This window comes from Methanosarcina sp. WWM596 (assembly GCF_000969965.1).
Classification (GTDB): Archaea; Halobacteriota; Methanosarcinia; order Methanosarcinales; family Methanosarcinaceae; genus Methanosarcina.
The window spans coordinates 2,642,426-2,659,243 of record NZ_CP009503.1; the positions used below are offsets into that span (position 1 = coordinate 2,642,426).

Below are 16,818 nucleotides of genomic sequence, written 5' to 3' on the forward strand. Positions count from 1 at the left end.
ATTCAGGCCCCCGCTGGCTGGACGTCCAGAATTTTAAGCATTCCTTCATCCAGCATATATCCACGCAGGCGATCTCTGTTTCCACGCAGGCTTTCGATACTGTTGATGCCTGCTGCACCCATCAGTTCGCTGAGTTCCAGGGTCCAGCCGTGGATCAGGTTTGAAACCTGTGCTGCTCCTGCTTCGGGGTCAAGCCTGCTCACAAGGTCCGGGCGCTGGGTAGCAATGCCCCAGGGACAGAGGTTTCTGTAACAGTTTCCACAAACTCTGCAACCCAGAGCGACAAGAGCTGCAGTCCCAATGTAGACGGCGTCTGCTCCGAGAGCAATGGACTTGGCAAGATCGGCACTGTTCCTGATCCCACCGCTTGCAATGATGGAGATTTCATTCCTAACTCCCTGTTCCCTGAGTTTCTGGTCAACGCTGGCGATTGCAACTTCGATTGGGATTCCCACGTGGTCTCTGAAGACCTTCGGGGCTGCCCCGGTCCCTCCGCGGAACCCATCAATAACCACTGCATCTGCAGAGGACCTTGCAATACCTGCAGCAATGGGAGCTACGTTATGCACGGCTGCGATCTTTACAAAGACCGGCTTCTTCCATTCGGTCGCTTCTTTCAGGCTCCTGATAAGCTGGACAAGGTCTTCAATGCTGTAAATGTCATGGTGAGGAGCAGGGCTGATTGCGTCACTGCCCAGGGGGATCATACGGGTTTTGGAGACTTCTTCGTTTACTTTTTCTCCGGGGAGGTGTCCTCCTATACCTGGCTTTGCTCCCTGTCCTATCTTGATCTCAATTGCTGCACCCCTTTCGAGGTAGTCAATGTTAACCCCAAAACGGCCTGAAGCAACCTGAACAATCATATGGTCCTGGTAGGGGTAGAGGTCTTTATGCAGCCCTCCTTCTCCTGTTCCCATGTAAGTCCCGGTTTTTGCTACAGCTTTTGCCATGCTGAGCTGGGAGTTAAGGCTGATGGCTCCGAAACTCATGTGCCCGATCATGATGGGGGTGTCGAGTTTCAGGTTGGGAGCCAGCTTTGTTTCAAGCTCCACATCTCCACTTTCGGTTTTTTTGAACTCGAGTTTTTTTGGCTTTTTCCCTATATAGGTTCTGAGTTCCATTGGTTCTCTCAGAGGGTCTATGCTTGGGTTTGTGACCTGGCAGGCATCAAGTAGAAGGCGGTCATAGATTATTGGAAGGTCCCTGACGTTTCCCATCCCTGAAAGGATGATCTTACCGCTGCGGGCCTGGTTGATTATATCTTCCCTGGCTTCCCGGGTCCAGACGGGGTGGGAACGGTAGTCTACGGGCTTTTCCGTAAGGGTGATTGCGTCCCTTGGGCACATTGCAACACAGCGGAGACAGGCTGTACATTTCCTGGACTCGATCAGGATCTTGTCGCCTTCTCTTCTGTATACTCCATAGGAACAGTTTTCAATGCAGCGTCCGCAGTCCATGCACTGGTCGCGGTCAATGCTTACTTTATATTTTGGGGGTACACTTCCGAGCGTCATTCGATAAACCTCCCTATGATGGGTTCTCCTGCCCTGGGAGTGTAGATGTTCTTTACTTCTGGGTCAAGGGTTCTTATTGCAGCTTCTTCGCTGGATATGTAAAGTTTGCTTCCGTTTTCGCCAACGACGAGGGGGCGCAGTTTAATTCTATCGGTGAAGCCTACAATGCCGTTATCTGTCCCTACTACAATAGCAAAAGGTCCGTTCATAAGGGCAGATCCGTATGTAAGGCGGATTGTTTTGTTGAGTTCGGCTTCCTTTGCAGTCATGCGGTCGATATCGTCCCAGAATGGAGGGGCAAGAGCCCGGACAACCATCTCATATGACAGTTCATGCTGTCTTCCGAGCAGGTCAAAAAGGTAAGCTACAACCTCTGTGTCTGTAAGTGCAGTGCATTTGTATCCGTATCCCTCGACATAGCGCTGGTTTGTACCGTATGAGGTAATTTCTCCGTTGTGCACTACTGACCAGTTAAGCAGGTTGAAGGGATGGGCTCCTCCCCACCAGCCCGGAGAGTTTGTCGGGTAGCGGTTGTGAGCAAGCCAAATGTAGCCTTTGTAGTCCTCAATCCTGTAGAAGTTTGCTACATCTTCAGGCCAGCCGGAAGCCTTGAAGACTCCCATATTTTTCCCCGAGGAAAAGATTGTGGCGCCTTTTACATTGGCGTTTACTTCCATGACAATATACGTGACAACGTCATTTTCAGAATTCATTCTTCCTGCTATCAGGTCTTTTGAGGGCTTGAAGAAGTATCTCCAGGGGATATGGACCTTTCTTATTCCCGGCTGTGGGGTAGTCGGGATTTCTTCCTGGTGAACGATTTCTCCCCACTGCTGGAGGAGTTCATCAACCTTCTTTTTTGGTTCTGCCAGGTTATCAAAGAAAACATGAAGAGCATAATAGTCTGCATATTCGGGATAAATCCCGTATGCAGCATAGCCTGCCCCGTCTCCACTACCTCTTTCATTCATGAGGCTAAGGGCGACTTTTATGCTCGACCCGTCCATTCTGGACTTTGTTCGATCTATAAAGCCTATTATTCCACACATTTTGATCACTCTAGAAATGGATAGAAATCAACGTGATTTAAGTACCTTTGTCAGTAATTTCCCTGAAGATTTCTGCGGCTCATTTTTGGAAATAGTCAAAAAATTTGCCAGCCTGATAAACCGGGTTTCAGGGGATATTCTCTAAGTTTTCGTAAATTAAAGGAATATTTCACTTAAATTCATCTGATCTTCATTATATAATAAATTTGAATTCGTGATAGCTTTCCTGCCTCTGCTTTTATTTCTTCCAAAGAAATTGAGAGGGTTGCCGCTAAGGGAAGTAAGTAATTTAGTACCTATTTGACAATATATATATGTTTCTTTTTTTAGAATTAAACTTGCCTGCAGTAATACTGCAAAGCATGACGTTTTAACCGTTTAATTTCTCTTTCTTCCCATGTAATATTGTTCGTATTGTTAGACCTCCAAGCAGTTTACAATGATTGTCCTGCTCAGAGCTGCCAGCTTCTTTTGCGTAAGATGAATTTCATATACTGTCGCCTGTTAAAAAAGTAATAAACCAAACTTGAAAAAGTTGAACTGAAATTGTAGCATTTCTTGAGGAAAGCATTTTTATACCGAGATCCTTTTTACGGTCCGTTTTCTCTAAATAAAGCGAATTACCGCTAAACTAAAGATTTAGCGGCTTCCTGAGTCATCCTTCCCTTTACTGAGGATAAGTCATACAGGCTCTACCCCGCATACCACAGGTGAAATGAAATATATGATCGTGAGATTACTTGAGATGCTTGGAGTTTCCGGTTTTCTCCGGCTTAATGTTTCCGACCCCTTCAGATACACGATACCCTGTTATCCAACTCTTTCAGCTTGGTTTTCGTATTTTGGGTTGTGGTGACAGTATCTATTATTAACTTAACTTAATACGAAAAATAGTTTAGCAGAATCAACAATTGAAATATGTATGAAAGTTGACTCTTATATCCCATGAAATTAAGATTTCATGGGTTTTACACTTCTTCCTCTAAAAAAATAATTTTTTTCAACGAAATGAGTTCTCTTTTTTCTGAGGGGAATCTTTCCATTTTTCAATCCTTGTGGATGTTTTTTAAAAGCCGGAGCACACCTGCTGGATAAAATGTGCTTTCCGACTTCTTATTGAAATCTTTTTTTTAGTTTTCTTTAAAGATTTTCCGGCGTACTGTAAGCATTTCCGGATGATTTCCTTACAGCATAGGGAGGTATTTTGCAAGTTCCCAGGGATGAACCATTGCTTTGTATTCGTTCCATTCCATGTCTTTCGCACAGAGGTAGTGGTGGAATATATGGTCTCCGAGCGCTTCTTTTACAAATGCGCTGCCTTTCATTATATCGGTTGCTTCTTTGAGATCTGCAGGGAGGGAGTCGATGCCTCTTTCGCTACGTTCTTTTTCCGTAAGGTGGAAAATGTTCACGTTGGTAGGCTCTCCGGGTTCGATCTTATTCTTTATCCCATCAAGCCCGGCTCTCAGCATGAGGGCGAAGGCCAGGTAAGGGTTGCAAGCCGGGTCCGGGCATCTGAGTTCAACCCTTGTTCCATTACCACGGGTGGCCGGGATCCTGATCAACGAACTCCTGTTCGTTGCAGACCAGGTGATGTAAATCGGTGCTTCGTATCCGGGAACTATCCTCTTGTAGGAGTTTACTACAGGGTTTGTGATAGCTGTAAACTCTTTTATGTGTTTCAGCAGTCCACCAATGTAATACATTGCGTCCTGGGAAAGCTGGGTAGGGGTATCCGGGTCATAGAATGCGTTTTTCCCGTCCTTGAAAAGAGACTGGTTACTGTGCATTCCTGAGCCGTTTACCCCAAAGAGGGGTTTTGGCATGAAGGAGGCATAGTACCCTTTGTGATATGCAATGGACTTTACCACGTATTTGAAAGTCACTACGTTATCTGCCGTGCTGAGTACATCGCTGAATCTGAAGTCGATTTCATGCTGGGAAGGTGCGACTTCATGATGGGATGCCTCTATCTGGAATCCCATGTGTTCCAGGGCATAGTCAATGTCTCTGCGTACGTCCTGCGCACGGTCAAGGGGTGCGAAGTCGAAGTATCCGCCCTGGTCAGTAAGTTCGGTTGTAGGGTTTCCGTTTGCATCAAGCTTGAAAAGGAAAAATTCAAGTTCTGGCCCAACGTTCATTGAGAAGCCCATTTTTTTAGCTTCACTGATTGCACTCTTCAGGGCGTATCTCGGGTCTCCCTTGAAGGGGTTTCCATCAGGAAGGTACACATCTCCAAGAATTCTGGCAACGGCGCCTGTTGCGGGTCTCCAGGGCAAGATCCTGAGCGTTGACGGGTCAAGCACGAGTTTCATATCAGATTCTTCGATCCTTGTAAAGCCCTGAATCGAAGATCCATCAAACATTACACCGTTTTCAAAAGCTTCCTCCAGTTGTTCTGCAGGAATTGCCCAGCTTTTGATGATACCGAGTGTATCCGTAAACTGAGTTCGGATAAACTTTACGTCTCTTTCTTTTACAACCTCTAATACATCTTCTTTAGTTGTACACTTTTTCGTCTGCACCATTTGATTTCATCCTCACTAGGCAGTAGGCAACCATTTACCTATCTGATGTTATATACCTTTTTTCGATGTTTTTTGTGGCATAGAATGTGCTCAAAGCTCCAGGCAGAGCTAAGCAAACTTTAAAAATATTTATGTGATTTATCCCCGCTTCACTACGTATATTCTAATATCCTATATATAAATCTCATTCCAAAAGGAATGAATTTCTCAATAGGATTTAAATTTTAACTCACTTTCCGCACATGTACACAAATAGGTAATTAATTGCCGATAGGTAATTAATTGCCGATTTGTCTAATATTCTCAATATTATGGCGAGTTGATTTTTAATTCATGGCCATATTGAGAAAATTGGTGATTTTTTTGTGGACTTTTATGGAAGGTAGGTTTTTTCTTTTCATTCTGGCTGATTTTTCAAAAGGTTTTAAACTACAGGAATATTAAATTAAAGCTTTTTTCAAACTTATGATTATATAAGTGTTGATGTACAATATCTTTCTGGGGGCTTATATGAATAAAGTAAATGTCTTTAGGCTTCTGGTTTCCATAATTCTCTGCCAGTTCGTAGGGGCAATTGGTGCTATATTTACATCTTCTTCTCTTGAAAGCTGGTATCTTTTGCTTGAAAAGCCGGCTTTCAATCCTCCTTCCTGGGTCTTTTTCCCTGTCTGGACAACGCTTTATACGTTTATGGGAATCTCCCTTTACTTTGTATGGGAAAAGGGACTGCAGCAAAAAGAAGTCAAGGTAGGACTTTTCCTTTTTGGGTTACAGCTGGGCCTTAACATACTCTGGTCTTTCCTGTTCTTCGGACTACAGTCTCCTTATTATGCCTTTCTTGAGATTGTCTTGCTCTGGCTTTCAATCCTGTTGACGGCTATACAGTTCTGGAAAATTTCAAAAACAGCTTCCTATCTCCTCATTCCTTACCTTCTCTGGGTCAGTTTTGCAACGCTGCTTAATTACCAGATCTGGGTTCTTAATCAGTAACTGTATATTCTCATGAGTAATATTTTGGGTAAAAATTGAGTTAAAGGTCATCAGTATGGAGGGCACCGCAACCGCAGCTTCTTCCTAGAAGGGTTGATACACGATGCTTCAGATGGTGAATGTCATCTTCGGACATCTTATCAAGTTCTTCTTTATGTTTTTCTTCTATATGGTCAAACATAGCTTTTTCGACTTCTTCAAGCTTATTACCGGCAGCCATGAAGCTGCATTTGAACCCCAGATCGCTGCACTTTACAATTTTCATAGTGTCTCCTCTTGCAATAAAGCTGATCAAAATAGTCTTCTTCAAAATAGTCTTCTTCAAAATAGTCTTCTTCTATTCAAACTAAATATAATAAAAAATGATTAGATATAAAATTAAGTCTTTTCAGGTTTTTTTCTCTTGGAACGGTGCTTTTTGCTTTCTTCAAAGGCTTTTTTTGTGATCTTCAAGTTTTTAGCCTATCGGAACATATCTTGCGCAAACAAATCCCCCTTTATATGGGACTTTTATGGTGAGCATCCCATTATTGTTCACTGCAATAGCCCTTTCCGGATCTACGGGCCCGTCTAGGAAAAAAGACCCCAAGTATTCAACAGTTTCACTATAGGCTTTAAGGTAAAAACTGTTTTCATGCATTACAAGAGTTATATTCTCGTCCATGACGTCTGGAAGTTCAAGTTCTATAGTAAGGTTTTCATGTTTATCATCATGATACATGGCAATAACCGGGGTTTTTATTATCCTGGGCATGGGATTTTCCATTAAATGTTCCCCCTCTAAGAATAATTGTGCAAATTAACCGTATCAAATATCTATTTACTCAATTTTTACGTTCTTAACCGTATCAAATATCTATTTACTCAATTTTTACGTCCACTACATTTTCAAAAGGTTGTTGATAAGGAACAGTGACTTTCAGGACTCCGTTTGAATAGCTTGCAGTAGCTTTTTCCGGGTTTATAGGGCAGCATACTGCATAACTGTCAGCATATTCAACCCCTTCTTTGGTGGCTTTTACATAAAAACCGTCTTCCACAACCTTAAAAGAAATATTTCCCTTTTCTACTCCTGGAAGAACCACTTCTATTTTCAAATTTTCATATGTATCGTCTGGATACGCACAAATAGCCGGTGATAACTTCAAAATGTCCGCCATAATATTCCCCCAAATAAAATCGCCAATTAAGATATTTATATGTATCTTATCTATTTGAGGGCCCTTCAAAATTGGACCACGTTTTTAATATAAAATTTAGTATAGCTGAAAAACGTTATTATATGCCATAATTGCAAAAAAAAGGGAAAATATTGAATGGTTCCTGTGTAAGGGGGATCTTTTTCAGAGTTTCAGGATTCCCAGATCAAGCCCCAAGGACAGAGCAAGTGCTATTATTGAGAACACTGAGATTACAAGGTAATTTGCACGCTCTTTTGATACGGAAAGACTCCAGAGCAGATATTCCATTCCTTCAAGGTCTTTTTCTGAAAGTTTCTGTCTGGTCCTCACTTTTTCAAGTAGATCCAGGTCTTGAACTACGCTACACCTTCGCTTCGCAATATGGTATCTGTGTGTAAAGAACCAGAGGTAACCTGCAACTCCAAGATACCATATTGCCTTTCCCCAAAAAACACTGTAATGGTCAACTATGATTATACCTCTTAGCAGGATTGCGGAAATCAGTCCTACCCAGAAGTACAATTTAATTACAGACATGCCGTATCCGCGGGGGATTTCAAGGGTTGGAGTTTCTGATTTGAATTCGGTCATCATGGTATCTTACCTCATTCCTTGAATCGTTCCAGTATTTGATAATTAATTAAGGTTAAGAAGGAAAAAAAGGTGCCTGGTTAAAGGGCATCTCCATTCCTTTCTCCGGTTCTTATCCGGACTACGGTTTCAATAGGGATTACGAATATTTTTCCATCCCCTATTTCTCCGGTATATGCCGTGCTCTGGATCAACTGTATGATTTCTTCGACCTTATCTTCAGTCACAACTACTTCTACTTTGGTTTTTGGAAGAAGGTCCACACAGTATTCTTTTCCTCTCCATTGCTGCACGATCCCTTTTTGCAAGCCACGCCCTTTAACATCGATAATTGTCAGGCTTGGAAACCCGGCACTATCCAGAGCGTCCTTTACCTGATGCAGTTTCAGGGGTTTTATTATCGCTTCGATCTTGTACATTTTAGCCATTTTATTCCTCCCTCATCAGGTATTCGGGATATGCTCTGATTCCGTGTTCACTGATGTCCAGGCCAAGTATTTCTTCTTCTGCAGATACCCTGAGTCCGATTACGGCGTTAAGGATTTTGAAGATTATGAACGAGATCCCAAAAGCCCAGACAATGCTACACAGTACTGATATTAACTGGATCAACAGCAGGCTGATTCCTCCTCCGTAGAAGAGCCCTGGCACTTCAGCAGCGTATGTTGCATCTGCAAGGATTCCATTTCCGATTCCTATGGAGAAGAGCCCCACAGAGATCAGGCCCCAGCTTCCGCAGTATCCGTGTACGGCGATTGCACCGACTGGGTCGTCCAGTTTCAGTGTATTTTCGTTGAACATGACTCCGGCATAAATGATAATACCGGCTACGATTCCTATTACAATAGCTGCCCAGTTTGATATAGAACCACAGGGAGCGGTGACTGCTACAAGCCCACCGAGGAGCCCGTTTGCACTGAGTGATGGGTCAGGCTTTCCGGTTTTCATCCAGGTGATGGCCATGGTCACGACCGCACCGGCAGCTGCTGCCAGAAAGGTGTTGACTATTACCAGGTTCATGTAGGGATCGTTTCCGTCAAGGGTACTCCCACCGTTGAACCCCAACCACCCAAGAGCCAGAATCAGGGTTCCCAGGAAGGCAAAGGTCAGGTTGTGACCCGGAATAGGTATGGCTTTTCCATCCTTGAACTTTCCTATCCTTGCGCCCACAAGGAGCACACCTGCAAGAGCAGAATATCCTCCGATTGAGTGCACGACTCCAGAACCTGCAAAGTCATGACTTGCGACTCCGATTGCCTTCACAATCGGGCTTTCGGCTCCGGTTAGGAGAGCTGCGTCAGCCCCGCTCCAGACCCAGTGTCCATATACAGGGTAAATAACTGCAACCATCAGGACACAGTAAACAAGGTAAGCCTTGAAATTGGTCCTCTCAGCCATTGCTCCCGAAACGATCGTTGCTCCGGTGGCAGCGAAGACCATCTGGAAGAACCATCCATTCCAGAGCGCGTTGTCCGCACCTGCCAGGAAGAACTGGTTAGTTCCTATAAGTCCTGCCGCATCGGCCCCGTACATTACGCCCCAGCCTACAGCCCAGTAGACCAGGATACCGATGACAACCGTCATGAAATTTTTCATCAAGATGTTTGCAGTGTTTTTGCTCCTTGTAAGCCCCACTTCCACGAGGGAGAAGCCTGCATGCATAAAGAATACCAGACCACTTGCTATAAGCAGCCATACGAAAGTCAGTGCAGTCTGCACCTCTTCAATGGATTCTGCGTTTTCCTCCGCCGTTGCAGCAAATGCCGGTGAGGACAGCGCTATAAGCATCATACAGGTAATTATCAGTAATTTTCCTATTCCTTGCACATTTTTCATACTGTTCTTTTGCCTCCTTTTTTCCTATCGGCAACCGGTAAGTGCTTGTATACTTTATACTATTTATAAGTTTCGATAATGTCTTTCAATTTCATTGTTCTGTTCACTCAATACAAGTTGCTTTTCGAGCATAATCAAAAAAATCGAAATGTTTGGGTTTCAGGCTTGCAATATATTGTTAATCCGGCTCTAACGTGATTATTTCAGTATAAACTCCGATCCACATATTACTGTAAGTGCCTGAAGTAGCTACAAGAAATATGTATTTTAGCCTCCTCTTTACTTCGTTACTCAGAGAAGGCTTGTAATTCCTTTCTTTCATTAATGCCGTAATTTACAGTTATCCCCACTAAAAGTACAGCTAAAGAACAGTAATTTTGGACCGAAATCCTCGTATATCTATGTAAATCTTCCATAGAGTACGCTTTCTTTGCCAATTTGAATACATCTTTTATGATTGATCTCACAGATCTTTATGGAGGGGCAGAATGCTCCTCTTTGTGAAAATTTGTCTGCAAGATCTCATATAAAAAACGTTTAATATTTCGGATAACAATTTTCATCTGAAATCTTTGTTTAGTGGTATAAGCGGAGCTTTCATAATATATTGCCAGAGGCGGATTGTACGTCCTCTTCAATAATATTTACGGTTTTTTAAGGCCCTAATTCGATTTTATATCAAAAATAAGATGTACTTTTTTTGGGGGAACTATTATCTGGTTTAATTAGCAGAAAAAAATGGAAAATAAGTTCCAGTTAAATAGTAAGTTTAAGAGGGCCTAATGTATTTATCAAAAAAGTAGATCAATATACAGGATACAATGTTCAGTCTTGACCTTATTTATAAAAGATGCAGTGGAATTCCCGTCTCGACTTTTCTTGAGTTTTCATCAATTACAGGTATCTAAAGTGGGGGATTGTAAATAACGATGAAAACTTATTACTTTATTTTATATTTGTCCGTATTACTTTATTTTATATTTGTCCGTATTACTTTATTTTATATTTGTCCGTAACCCTTTCAGTCTCTTTTTATCCCTTCCCAAAGGAAATTTTTTGTTTTTCAGTATCCCATATTCCTTTGAGTAAAATCCCTTTATATTTCAGTATCCCATATTCCTTCAAGTAAAATCCCTTTATATAAAGATATCTCCTTTTTATTTTTGATCCCTATTGAATAAAAATTGTTATGGAAAAAAATATTTTAAAAAAACCAAACTCGAGAAACTTATTGGACATTCAATCCACGAAATAAAGAATGATTAAGCAGGATCTTAATTATCCCCCCTACAGTTAAAACAGAAAACAAGGAGCTTATGGAATATTAGTTTAGGATCTATGTTTCCTAATTATATAAACCTACTGAGTTACAACTACTTGTGTAAAACTATCTTGATATTTATCCGAACTTAATTGTTTCAACAAATATCTTGTGTCTCTTATCGCTCTAAAGTGGGGTTTAGTCAGAGTGATAGAGTAAGTTCAATACGGAGTGGGAAGGGAGTTGATTATAAGTGACCGCAAATGTCATAGAGGTCAATGGCCTTGAGCATGAATATGGCTCTATAAAAGCCGTTGATAATATCAGTTTTAATGTGAAAGAGGGGGAAATCTTCTCATTTCTTGGTCCAAATGGAGCAGGCAAGAGTACTGTGATTAATATTCTTACGACTCTTAGGAAGATCCAGAAAGGAGAAGCTAAAGTAAACGGGTATGATGTGGCAAAGGAATCAAAATATGTAAGACAGTCAATTGGTATTGTTTTTCAGATGCTTTGCCTTGACCACGAAATGACTGTATGTGAGAATCTGGAATACCACGGTAAGATCTATTCAATGCCGAAAAAAGAACGAAAAATACGTATTGAAGAGCTTTTAAAACTAACGGAGCTTGAACACAAAAGGGATACCCTGGCAAAAGAGCTGAGTGGTGGTATGAAGAGAAGACTGGAGCTTGCAAGGGGATTGATGACGAAACCTGCAGTTCTTTTCCTGGATGAACCAACAATAGGTTTTGACATCCAGACCAGAATGAGAATGTGGGATTATTTGAGAGAGATTAAGAAAGAAGGCACTACGATATTCCTGACCACCCATTATATGGAAGAAGCCGATCAGCTCAGTGACAGGATTAGCATAATTGACTATGGAAAAATTATCGTAACCGGAACAGCAGATGAATTAAAGAACAAACTCGGTAAAGACCTTATTTATCTGGAAACCGATGATAATGAAACCGTTGCAGAGATTTTAAGAGCAATGGGGTCAGTAAAAACCGTAACCGAAGATACAAAATCTCTGAGGGTTATGATCGGAGAAGATGTAACTCACGTACTTCCTCAAATTATAGAGAAAATCAGAAAGGCAGGAATAGAAATTACGACCATAAACATCAAAAAGCCTTCCATGGATGATGTTTTCGTTCACTACACCGGGCATGGTTTGAGAGAAGGAGAACCGCAGGAAAAAAGCGAAGGAATAAACAACGAGGGGGTCTCTGAATGAATTTCGAATTTCAGGCCATATATTGGCGAGAAATGGTGAAGTTTTTCAGATTCAAATCGACGCTTATTAGTTCATTGATCCAGCCTGTGATGTGGCTGGCATTTTTCGGACTTGCAATGTCAGGTAGTTTTGACCAGCTGACCGCTATGATCCCGCCCCTCGAAGGGGTACGGAATGTTGATTACCTTTCCTATATGGGCGCAGGAATAATTGCTATGGATGTGCTGTTCAGCAGCCTTTTTGGTGGGACTTCTCTTATGTTTGACAAAAAGTTTAGTCTGTTAAGGGAAACTCTCGCAAGTCCGACACCCAGATTTCACATCATCCTGGGTGTCGGGCTTTCTGGCGTAACGAAAGCATTTATTCAAACTTTCATAATAATAGGGTTTGGGAAACTGATTGGAATGGATTTCTTTTCGGGGTATACACTTACTGAAACTCTTATTTCAATTACAGGCATCTTTTTACTTGTAGGAATTTTCTCTTTGGGTTTCCTTTTCCTTTCAGGTTCTATTGCCATCACAATTGATAACCCTGAAGGAATGCAGTCTATTCTTACCCTGTTCAGTATGCCCCTGTTCTTTATAAGCAATGCATTATATCCCATTGATGCCTTCCCTGCTGTCCTCAGGTTTCTCTCAATGTTTAATCCGCTAACACTTCTGGCAGATGGAATCCGTTACTTTGCTTTAGGGAATAACTTTACTGTAATGGGTATTCACTATATGTATACTCCAGCAGATATCATCATATCTTTCCTGGGCCTTCTGTTCTTCGCCTCCGTAATGTTATCTACGGCACTCTGGAGGTTCGAGAAGGTGGATGTGTAAATAAACTACCCTAATTTCCTTTTTTTTCACTTTTTTATCTGGCACTCCAATTTTAAACTAGGATTTACCTGAATTTTTCAGAGTAGAGATAAATAATCGCTTTAGTGCTCTTAATTTAATGCTCACAGTGATCAGCAATTTAAGGACCTAAAAAATCTTATGACACAATAAGTATTATATATGTTTTATTCCCTCAAATACCATTAAAATTAGTTTTTTTTTAAAATAAATTTTATTTTTGCTTAAAATTCAATTTCATGTCGTTAAAATTCGTAAAATTTATTGAAGTGGGCTTATAATCCTCTTTTAGTGTTTGTTTGTGAAACCTCTGCTTATCCCAATAAACGAAGATTACAAATGGAAATTGTTTTCAGAGATATTAAACGTTTTTGATTTACGATCCACCAAGCAAATTCTTTCCATGCGTCTTCGGTTAAGGAATTTTCTTGCCTGTATGTTATCGATTTTAGAGCAAAAATTAATCTCAAATTTCGAACACCGAAACTAAAATCGATACCCTGTTCCAACTTCAGATCAATATATGTTTTCGAGATATATCGCAGAAATAGGGCAATTTATCATGATTCTCTCTTTACCGAAGATGCATGAAATTCTTTCACAATTATCTTTTGAAAAATCAATACCTGCCCTAAAAATCGTCATTCTGAGCATGTATTTTTGCCTTGAAATTTCCTATGTAGTCAAAGAATTGGAAGAAAAGAATAAATTACGAAAATTTATGAAAATAACGTTAATACCTTCTGAAAATGAAGTATACAATATCATGAGTGGCTTTGATTCAGAGCAGTTTATCAACTTTGTAATTGGATTACTTAACAATATCTGTTCTCGGTGTAAATGAGGTTTAAGCCATATCATAATCGATAGCACAGACATCAATCTTGATCTTAATTGGTTTAGAGAAAAATTAGCAAAAAGATGCTAGAAGATCGAGAATTTAAATGGGGACACTCTAAACATCGAGGTTATTTCATAGGGATGAAACTGAGTCTTGCCATGGAATATCCAAGCTTAAAACCTTTAGCTTTCATCGTTAATGAAGCAAATGTTAGTGAATACACGGTTTATCCCCAGATTTTAGAAGAGCTAAAGAGAAGAAAGAAAATAAGACCAGGAGATGTACTTTATTTCGATAAAGGTTATTTTTCACATGAAAATTATGTAATAGGAATAGCAAAATACAAAATAGCTCCGATTATTTTTCTAAGGATAAATTGTAATTATTATAAATTTTTCGACATGTTAAGCTATCCTCTGAACATATTTGATTCAAAAAGAAATGCGGAAGAATAAAAGAAAATGTATACAAGACTTGTAGCAAAATTTAAAGCTTTGATGGAAAATTGGGGAGGACTTAAGCCTATTAGATCTCTCATTGAGGATGTATTTAAATTAACCAAAAAAACGTGCAATATGGAGAATTTATACCGATATACGATGCGTTCTGTAAAAGAATACTTCTTTTTGGACATATTTTTTACAGGGACAATTACTGCGTTCTTTATTAGTGACAAAAAGGGGTTAAAACACTTGGCTGAGAGTTAAGAAAAAAAAGCACCATAAAGCAATTCCTTTTATCTTATGTTTGGTATACCTTACCCACGTTAGTTTTAACATAGTCTGATTATTTCAATGAAGTATCACATTTCAATAACTAAAAAATAACTAAAAAATAACTAAAAAATAACTAAAAAATAACTAAAAAATAACTAAAAAATAACTAAAAAATAACTAAAAAATAACTAAAAAACAAAAATAATTAGAAAAAGGAGTTATTTTCATTATGCATTATAGCCTTGGAATTGATGCTGGGGGTACTTACACCGATGCAGTGCTCATAAAGGACTCGGATGGGGAAATTGTAGATTCAAATAAAGCTCTTACTACCTATCCTGATCCCCTTGCCGGTATCAAAAAGGTAATTGAGGGTCTTAATTCGGAGTATCTCAAAAACGTAAAACTTGTTTCGGTTTCCACCACGCTGTCCACAAATACTATCCTTGAAGGGACAGGTTTTCCCGTAGCCCTTATTCTCATAGGGGATCATCCCCTTGAGAAAGAACTGCCCACAAGACATGTGCTCTTTGCTAAAGGAGGGCATAACCACAACGGAGAAGAGGTGTCCCCTCTTGACCTTGAAGCTATCGATGAATTTGCCCTGAGCGTAAAGGACAAAGTATCAGCTTTTGCCGTATCTTCTTATTTTAGCATACGTAACCCTGAACATGAGCTTAAAGTGAGGGACTCCATACTTAAGCTTACAGGGCTACCTGCGGTTTGCGGGCACGAACTCTCGCAGGAACTGGGAGCCTACGAAAGGGCAGTTACAGCTTTTCTGAACGCACAGTTGATCCCTGTAACCAGGCAGTTTGTACAGTCCATTATTGCAGAGATAAGAAAACTGGGAATTAATGCCCAGCTTCTTATGCTAAAATGCGATGGTTCGGTGGTAGGGATAAAAGATGCCTTGGAAAAACCAATCGAAACTATCTTTTCAGGCCCTGCAGCAAGCCTCGTAGGTGCATCTTACCTTTCAGGGCTGAAAACTTGTGCGGTTGTGGATGTGGGAGGGACAAGTACCGATATCTCCTCAATCTGTATGGGAGTCCCTGACCTGAGTGATGAAGGAGCAATTGTGGGTGGCTGGAAGACGCGGGTTCGGGCAATCCGGATGGAGACAACAGCTACAGGTGGAGACAGCCATATATGGACTGTGGACAGGGAACTCTTCCTCGGGCCAAGAAGAGTCATACCCCTCGCAGTGGCTGCAGTGCAGTACCCGGATTTTCTGAATAACCTTAAAAGGACCTCCATCCCTGCCAGAGAAGACCTCGGCGAAAATATCCAGCCCACAAAGTTTTTTGTCAGGTCAGGCTACCCGGCAGGCGAACTGAGCAAAGCTGAAGTTGAAGTGCTGGGGGCAATCGGAGATGAACCAGTTTCCGTGCAAGAGATCAAAGCCTTTATTAGAAAAGATCTTCTCCCTCAGACCTTGGACTCCCTTATTCAAAAGCGCCTTGTCCAGGCAATCGGTTTTACACCAACTGATGCTTTACATGTGCTTGGAAACTATGCAGCCTGGAACGAAGAAGCCTCCCGAATAGGGGCTGAAAGGCTTTCGAGGCTCATGCGCATGACGCCTGGGGAATTCTGCACTGCCGTAAAAAAGAGGGTGGCAAGGAACATGGTGCTTTCTCTCCTTTCATATCTCCTGCAAGGAGTGCCATACACAGCCATTGAAAAAATCCTGGATGGAAACTACCCTGCAAAGTTCAAGCTTGGAATCCCTGTTGTCCTGCTCGGTGGCCCTGTGCGAGCGCACAGGAAAGAACTCGAAGAATTCATAGACGCTGAAATTCTCGTTCCCGAACATGCCGAAGTAGGAAACGCAGTAGGAGCTCTTGCAGGAAAAGGCATCAAAAGAGTGGAAATTCTGATCAGGCCTGCACGCCTGGTGTCTCCAGATGCTGATTTTTTAGTCTTTGCGCCCGGAAGAAGGCTAAGGTTTGATTCATACACAGAAGCCCTGAACGCAGCAACAGAACTCGGAAAAAAGATTGTTACGGACTATATGAAAGACTGCGGTCTTAGTGGAAACCAGGTTGATGTTTCCATTGATAAAAAGACCATCTCACCTGAGGGCTGGACCCATCCCCCTATGGAAACAAATCTACTGGTAATGGGGGTAGGAATGCGAAGGCTGCCTGACTGAAACAAATTTTTCGGATTTCAGGCTCTTTTCTTTCTCATTTTGAAGATCCACAGACTAAAATC

The 16,818-nt window shown here is 41.3% G+C and carries 13 protein-coding genes and 2 pseudogenes; 5 read left to right on the forward strand and 10 right to left on the reverse strand.

What is annotated here, in order from left to right:
* Positions 1 to 2: 2 nt before the first annotated feature.
* From MSWHS_RS11545 to glnA, 3 genes are all read right to left on the reverse strand, one after another.
* Positions 3 to 1,514: a glutamate synthase-related protein gene (locus MSWHS_RS11545; RefSeq protein ID WP_048159095.1), complete on the reverse strand. Its 1,512-nt coding sequence runs from the start codon at positions 1,512 to 1,514 to the stop codon at positions 3 to 5.
* Positions 1,511 to 2,563 carry a glutamine amidotransferase family protein gene (locus tag MSWHS_RS11550; protein WP_048129803.1) on the reverse strand — a complete coding sequence of 351 codons (1,053 nt, stop codon included), beginning with the start codon at positions 2,561 to 2,563 and terminating at the stop codon, positions 1,511 to 1,513. Before MSWHS_RS11550 ends, MSWHS_RS11545 begins: the two co-directional genes overlap by 4 nt.
* Positions 2,564 to 3,747: 1,184 nt before the next feature.
* Positions 3,748 to 5,091: a type I glutamate--ammonia ligase gene (glnA, locus tag MSWHS_RS11555; RefSeq protein WP_048129802.1), complete on the reverse strand. Its 1,344-nt coding sequence runs from the start codon at positions 5,089 to 5,091 to the stop codon at positions 3,748 to 3,750.
* 510 nt (positions 5,092 to 5,601) lie between these two features.
* On the opposite strand from glnA, the gene MSWHS_RS11560 reads away from it, so the two are divergent.
* Positions 5,602 to 6,081 carry a TspO/MBR family protein gene (locus MSWHS_RS11560; RefSeq protein WP_048129801.1) on the forward strand — a complete coding sequence of 160 codons (480 nt, stop codon included), beginning with the start codon at positions 5,602 to 5,604 and terminating at the stop codon, positions 6,079 to 6,081.
* Positions 6,082 to 6,121: 40 nt separating this feature from the next.
* On the opposite strand, the gene MSWHS_RS11565 is transcribed toward MSWHS_RS11560, so the two are convergent.
* The 7 genes and pseudogenes from MSWHS_RS11565 to MSWHS_RS20450 form a co-directional block, all read right to left on the reverse strand.
* Entirely contained in the window at positions 6,122 to 6,346 is a 225-nt protein-coding gene (locus MSWHS_RS11565; RefSeq protein WP_048130685.1) for a DUF1059 domain-containing protein, read from the reverse strand.
* A 192-nt stretch (positions 6,347 to 6,538) separates the two neighbouring features.
* Positions 6,539 to 6,847 carry an Hsp20/alpha crystallin family protein gene (locus MSWHS_RS11570; RefSeq protein ID WP_048129800.1) on the reverse strand — a complete coding sequence of 103 codons (309 nt, stop codon included), beginning with the start codon at positions 6,845 to 6,847 and terminating at the stop codon, positions 6,539 to 6,541.
* A gap of 94 nt (positions 6,848 to 6,941) precedes the next feature.
* The gene (locus MSWHS_RS11575) at positions 6,942 to 7,310 is read right to left on the reverse strand and encodes an Hsp20/alpha crystallin family protein (RefSeq protein WP_369798542.1); all 369 of its coding nucleotides are present in this window, start codon (positions 7,308 to 7,310) and stop codon (positions 6,942 to 6,944) included.
* Between the two features lie 114 nt (positions 7,311 to 7,424).
* A complete protein-coding gene (locus MSWHS_RS11580) occupies positions 7,425 to 7,856 on the reverse strand; it encodes a hypothetical protein (RefSeq protein WP_231585409.1) in 432 nt (143 codons plus the stop codon).
* A gap of 77 nt (positions 7,857 to 7,933) precedes the next feature.
* Positions 7,934 to 8,281, reverse strand: a complete 348-nt coding sequence (locus MSWHS_RS11585; RefSeq protein WP_082088177.1) for a P-II family nitrogen regulator — start codon at positions 8,279 to 8,281, stop codon at positions 7,934 to 7,936.
* 1 nt (position 8,282) lies between these two features.
* Positions 8,283 to 9,689 carry an ammonium transporter gene (locus MSWHS_RS11590; RefSeq protein ID WP_048129798.1) on the reverse strand — a complete coding sequence of 469 codons (1,407 nt, stop codon included), beginning with the start codon at positions 9,687 to 9,689 and terminating at the stop codon, positions 8,283 to 8,285.
* 287 nt (positions 9,690 to 9,976) lie between these two features.
* A pseudogene (locus MSWHS_RS20450) lies at positions 9,977 to 10,162 on the reverse strand (IS5/IS1182 family transposase); the annotation flags it as partial.
* A gap of 1,041 nt (positions 10,163 to 11,203) precedes the next feature.
* On the opposite strand from MSWHS_RS20450, the gene MSWHS_RS11595 reads away from it, so the two are divergent.
* The 4 genes and pseudogenes from MSWHS_RS11595 (at position 11,204) to MSWHS_RS11620 (ending at position 16,756) form a co-directional block, all read left to right on the forward strand.
* Positions 11,204 to 12,193, forward strand: a complete 990-nt coding sequence (locus MSWHS_RS11595) for an ATP-binding cassette domain-containing protein (protein WP_048129797.1) — start codon at positions 11,204 to 11,206, stop codon at positions 12,191 to 12,193.
* Positions 12,190 to 13,023, forward strand: a complete 834-nt coding sequence (locus MSWHS_RS11600) for an ABC transporter permease (protein WP_048129796.1) — start codon at positions 12,190 to 12,192, stop codon at positions 13,021 to 13,023. The genes MSWHS_RS11595 and MSWHS_RS11600 overlap by 4 nt, the downstream gene beginning before the upstream one ends.
* Positions 13,024 to 13,651: 628 nt before the next feature.
* Positions 13,652 to 14,589: pseudogene (locus tag MSWHS_RS19430) on the forward strand (transposase); the annotation flags it as partial.
* A gap of 238 nt (positions 14,590 to 14,827) precedes the next feature.
* Entirely contained in the window at positions 14,828 to 16,756 is a 1,929-nt protein-coding gene (locus MSWHS_RS11620) for a hydantoinase/oxoprolinase N-terminal domain-containing protein (protein ID WP_048129792.1), read from the forward strand.
* The last annotated feature ends 62 nt before the right edge of the window (positions 16,757 to 16,818 follow it).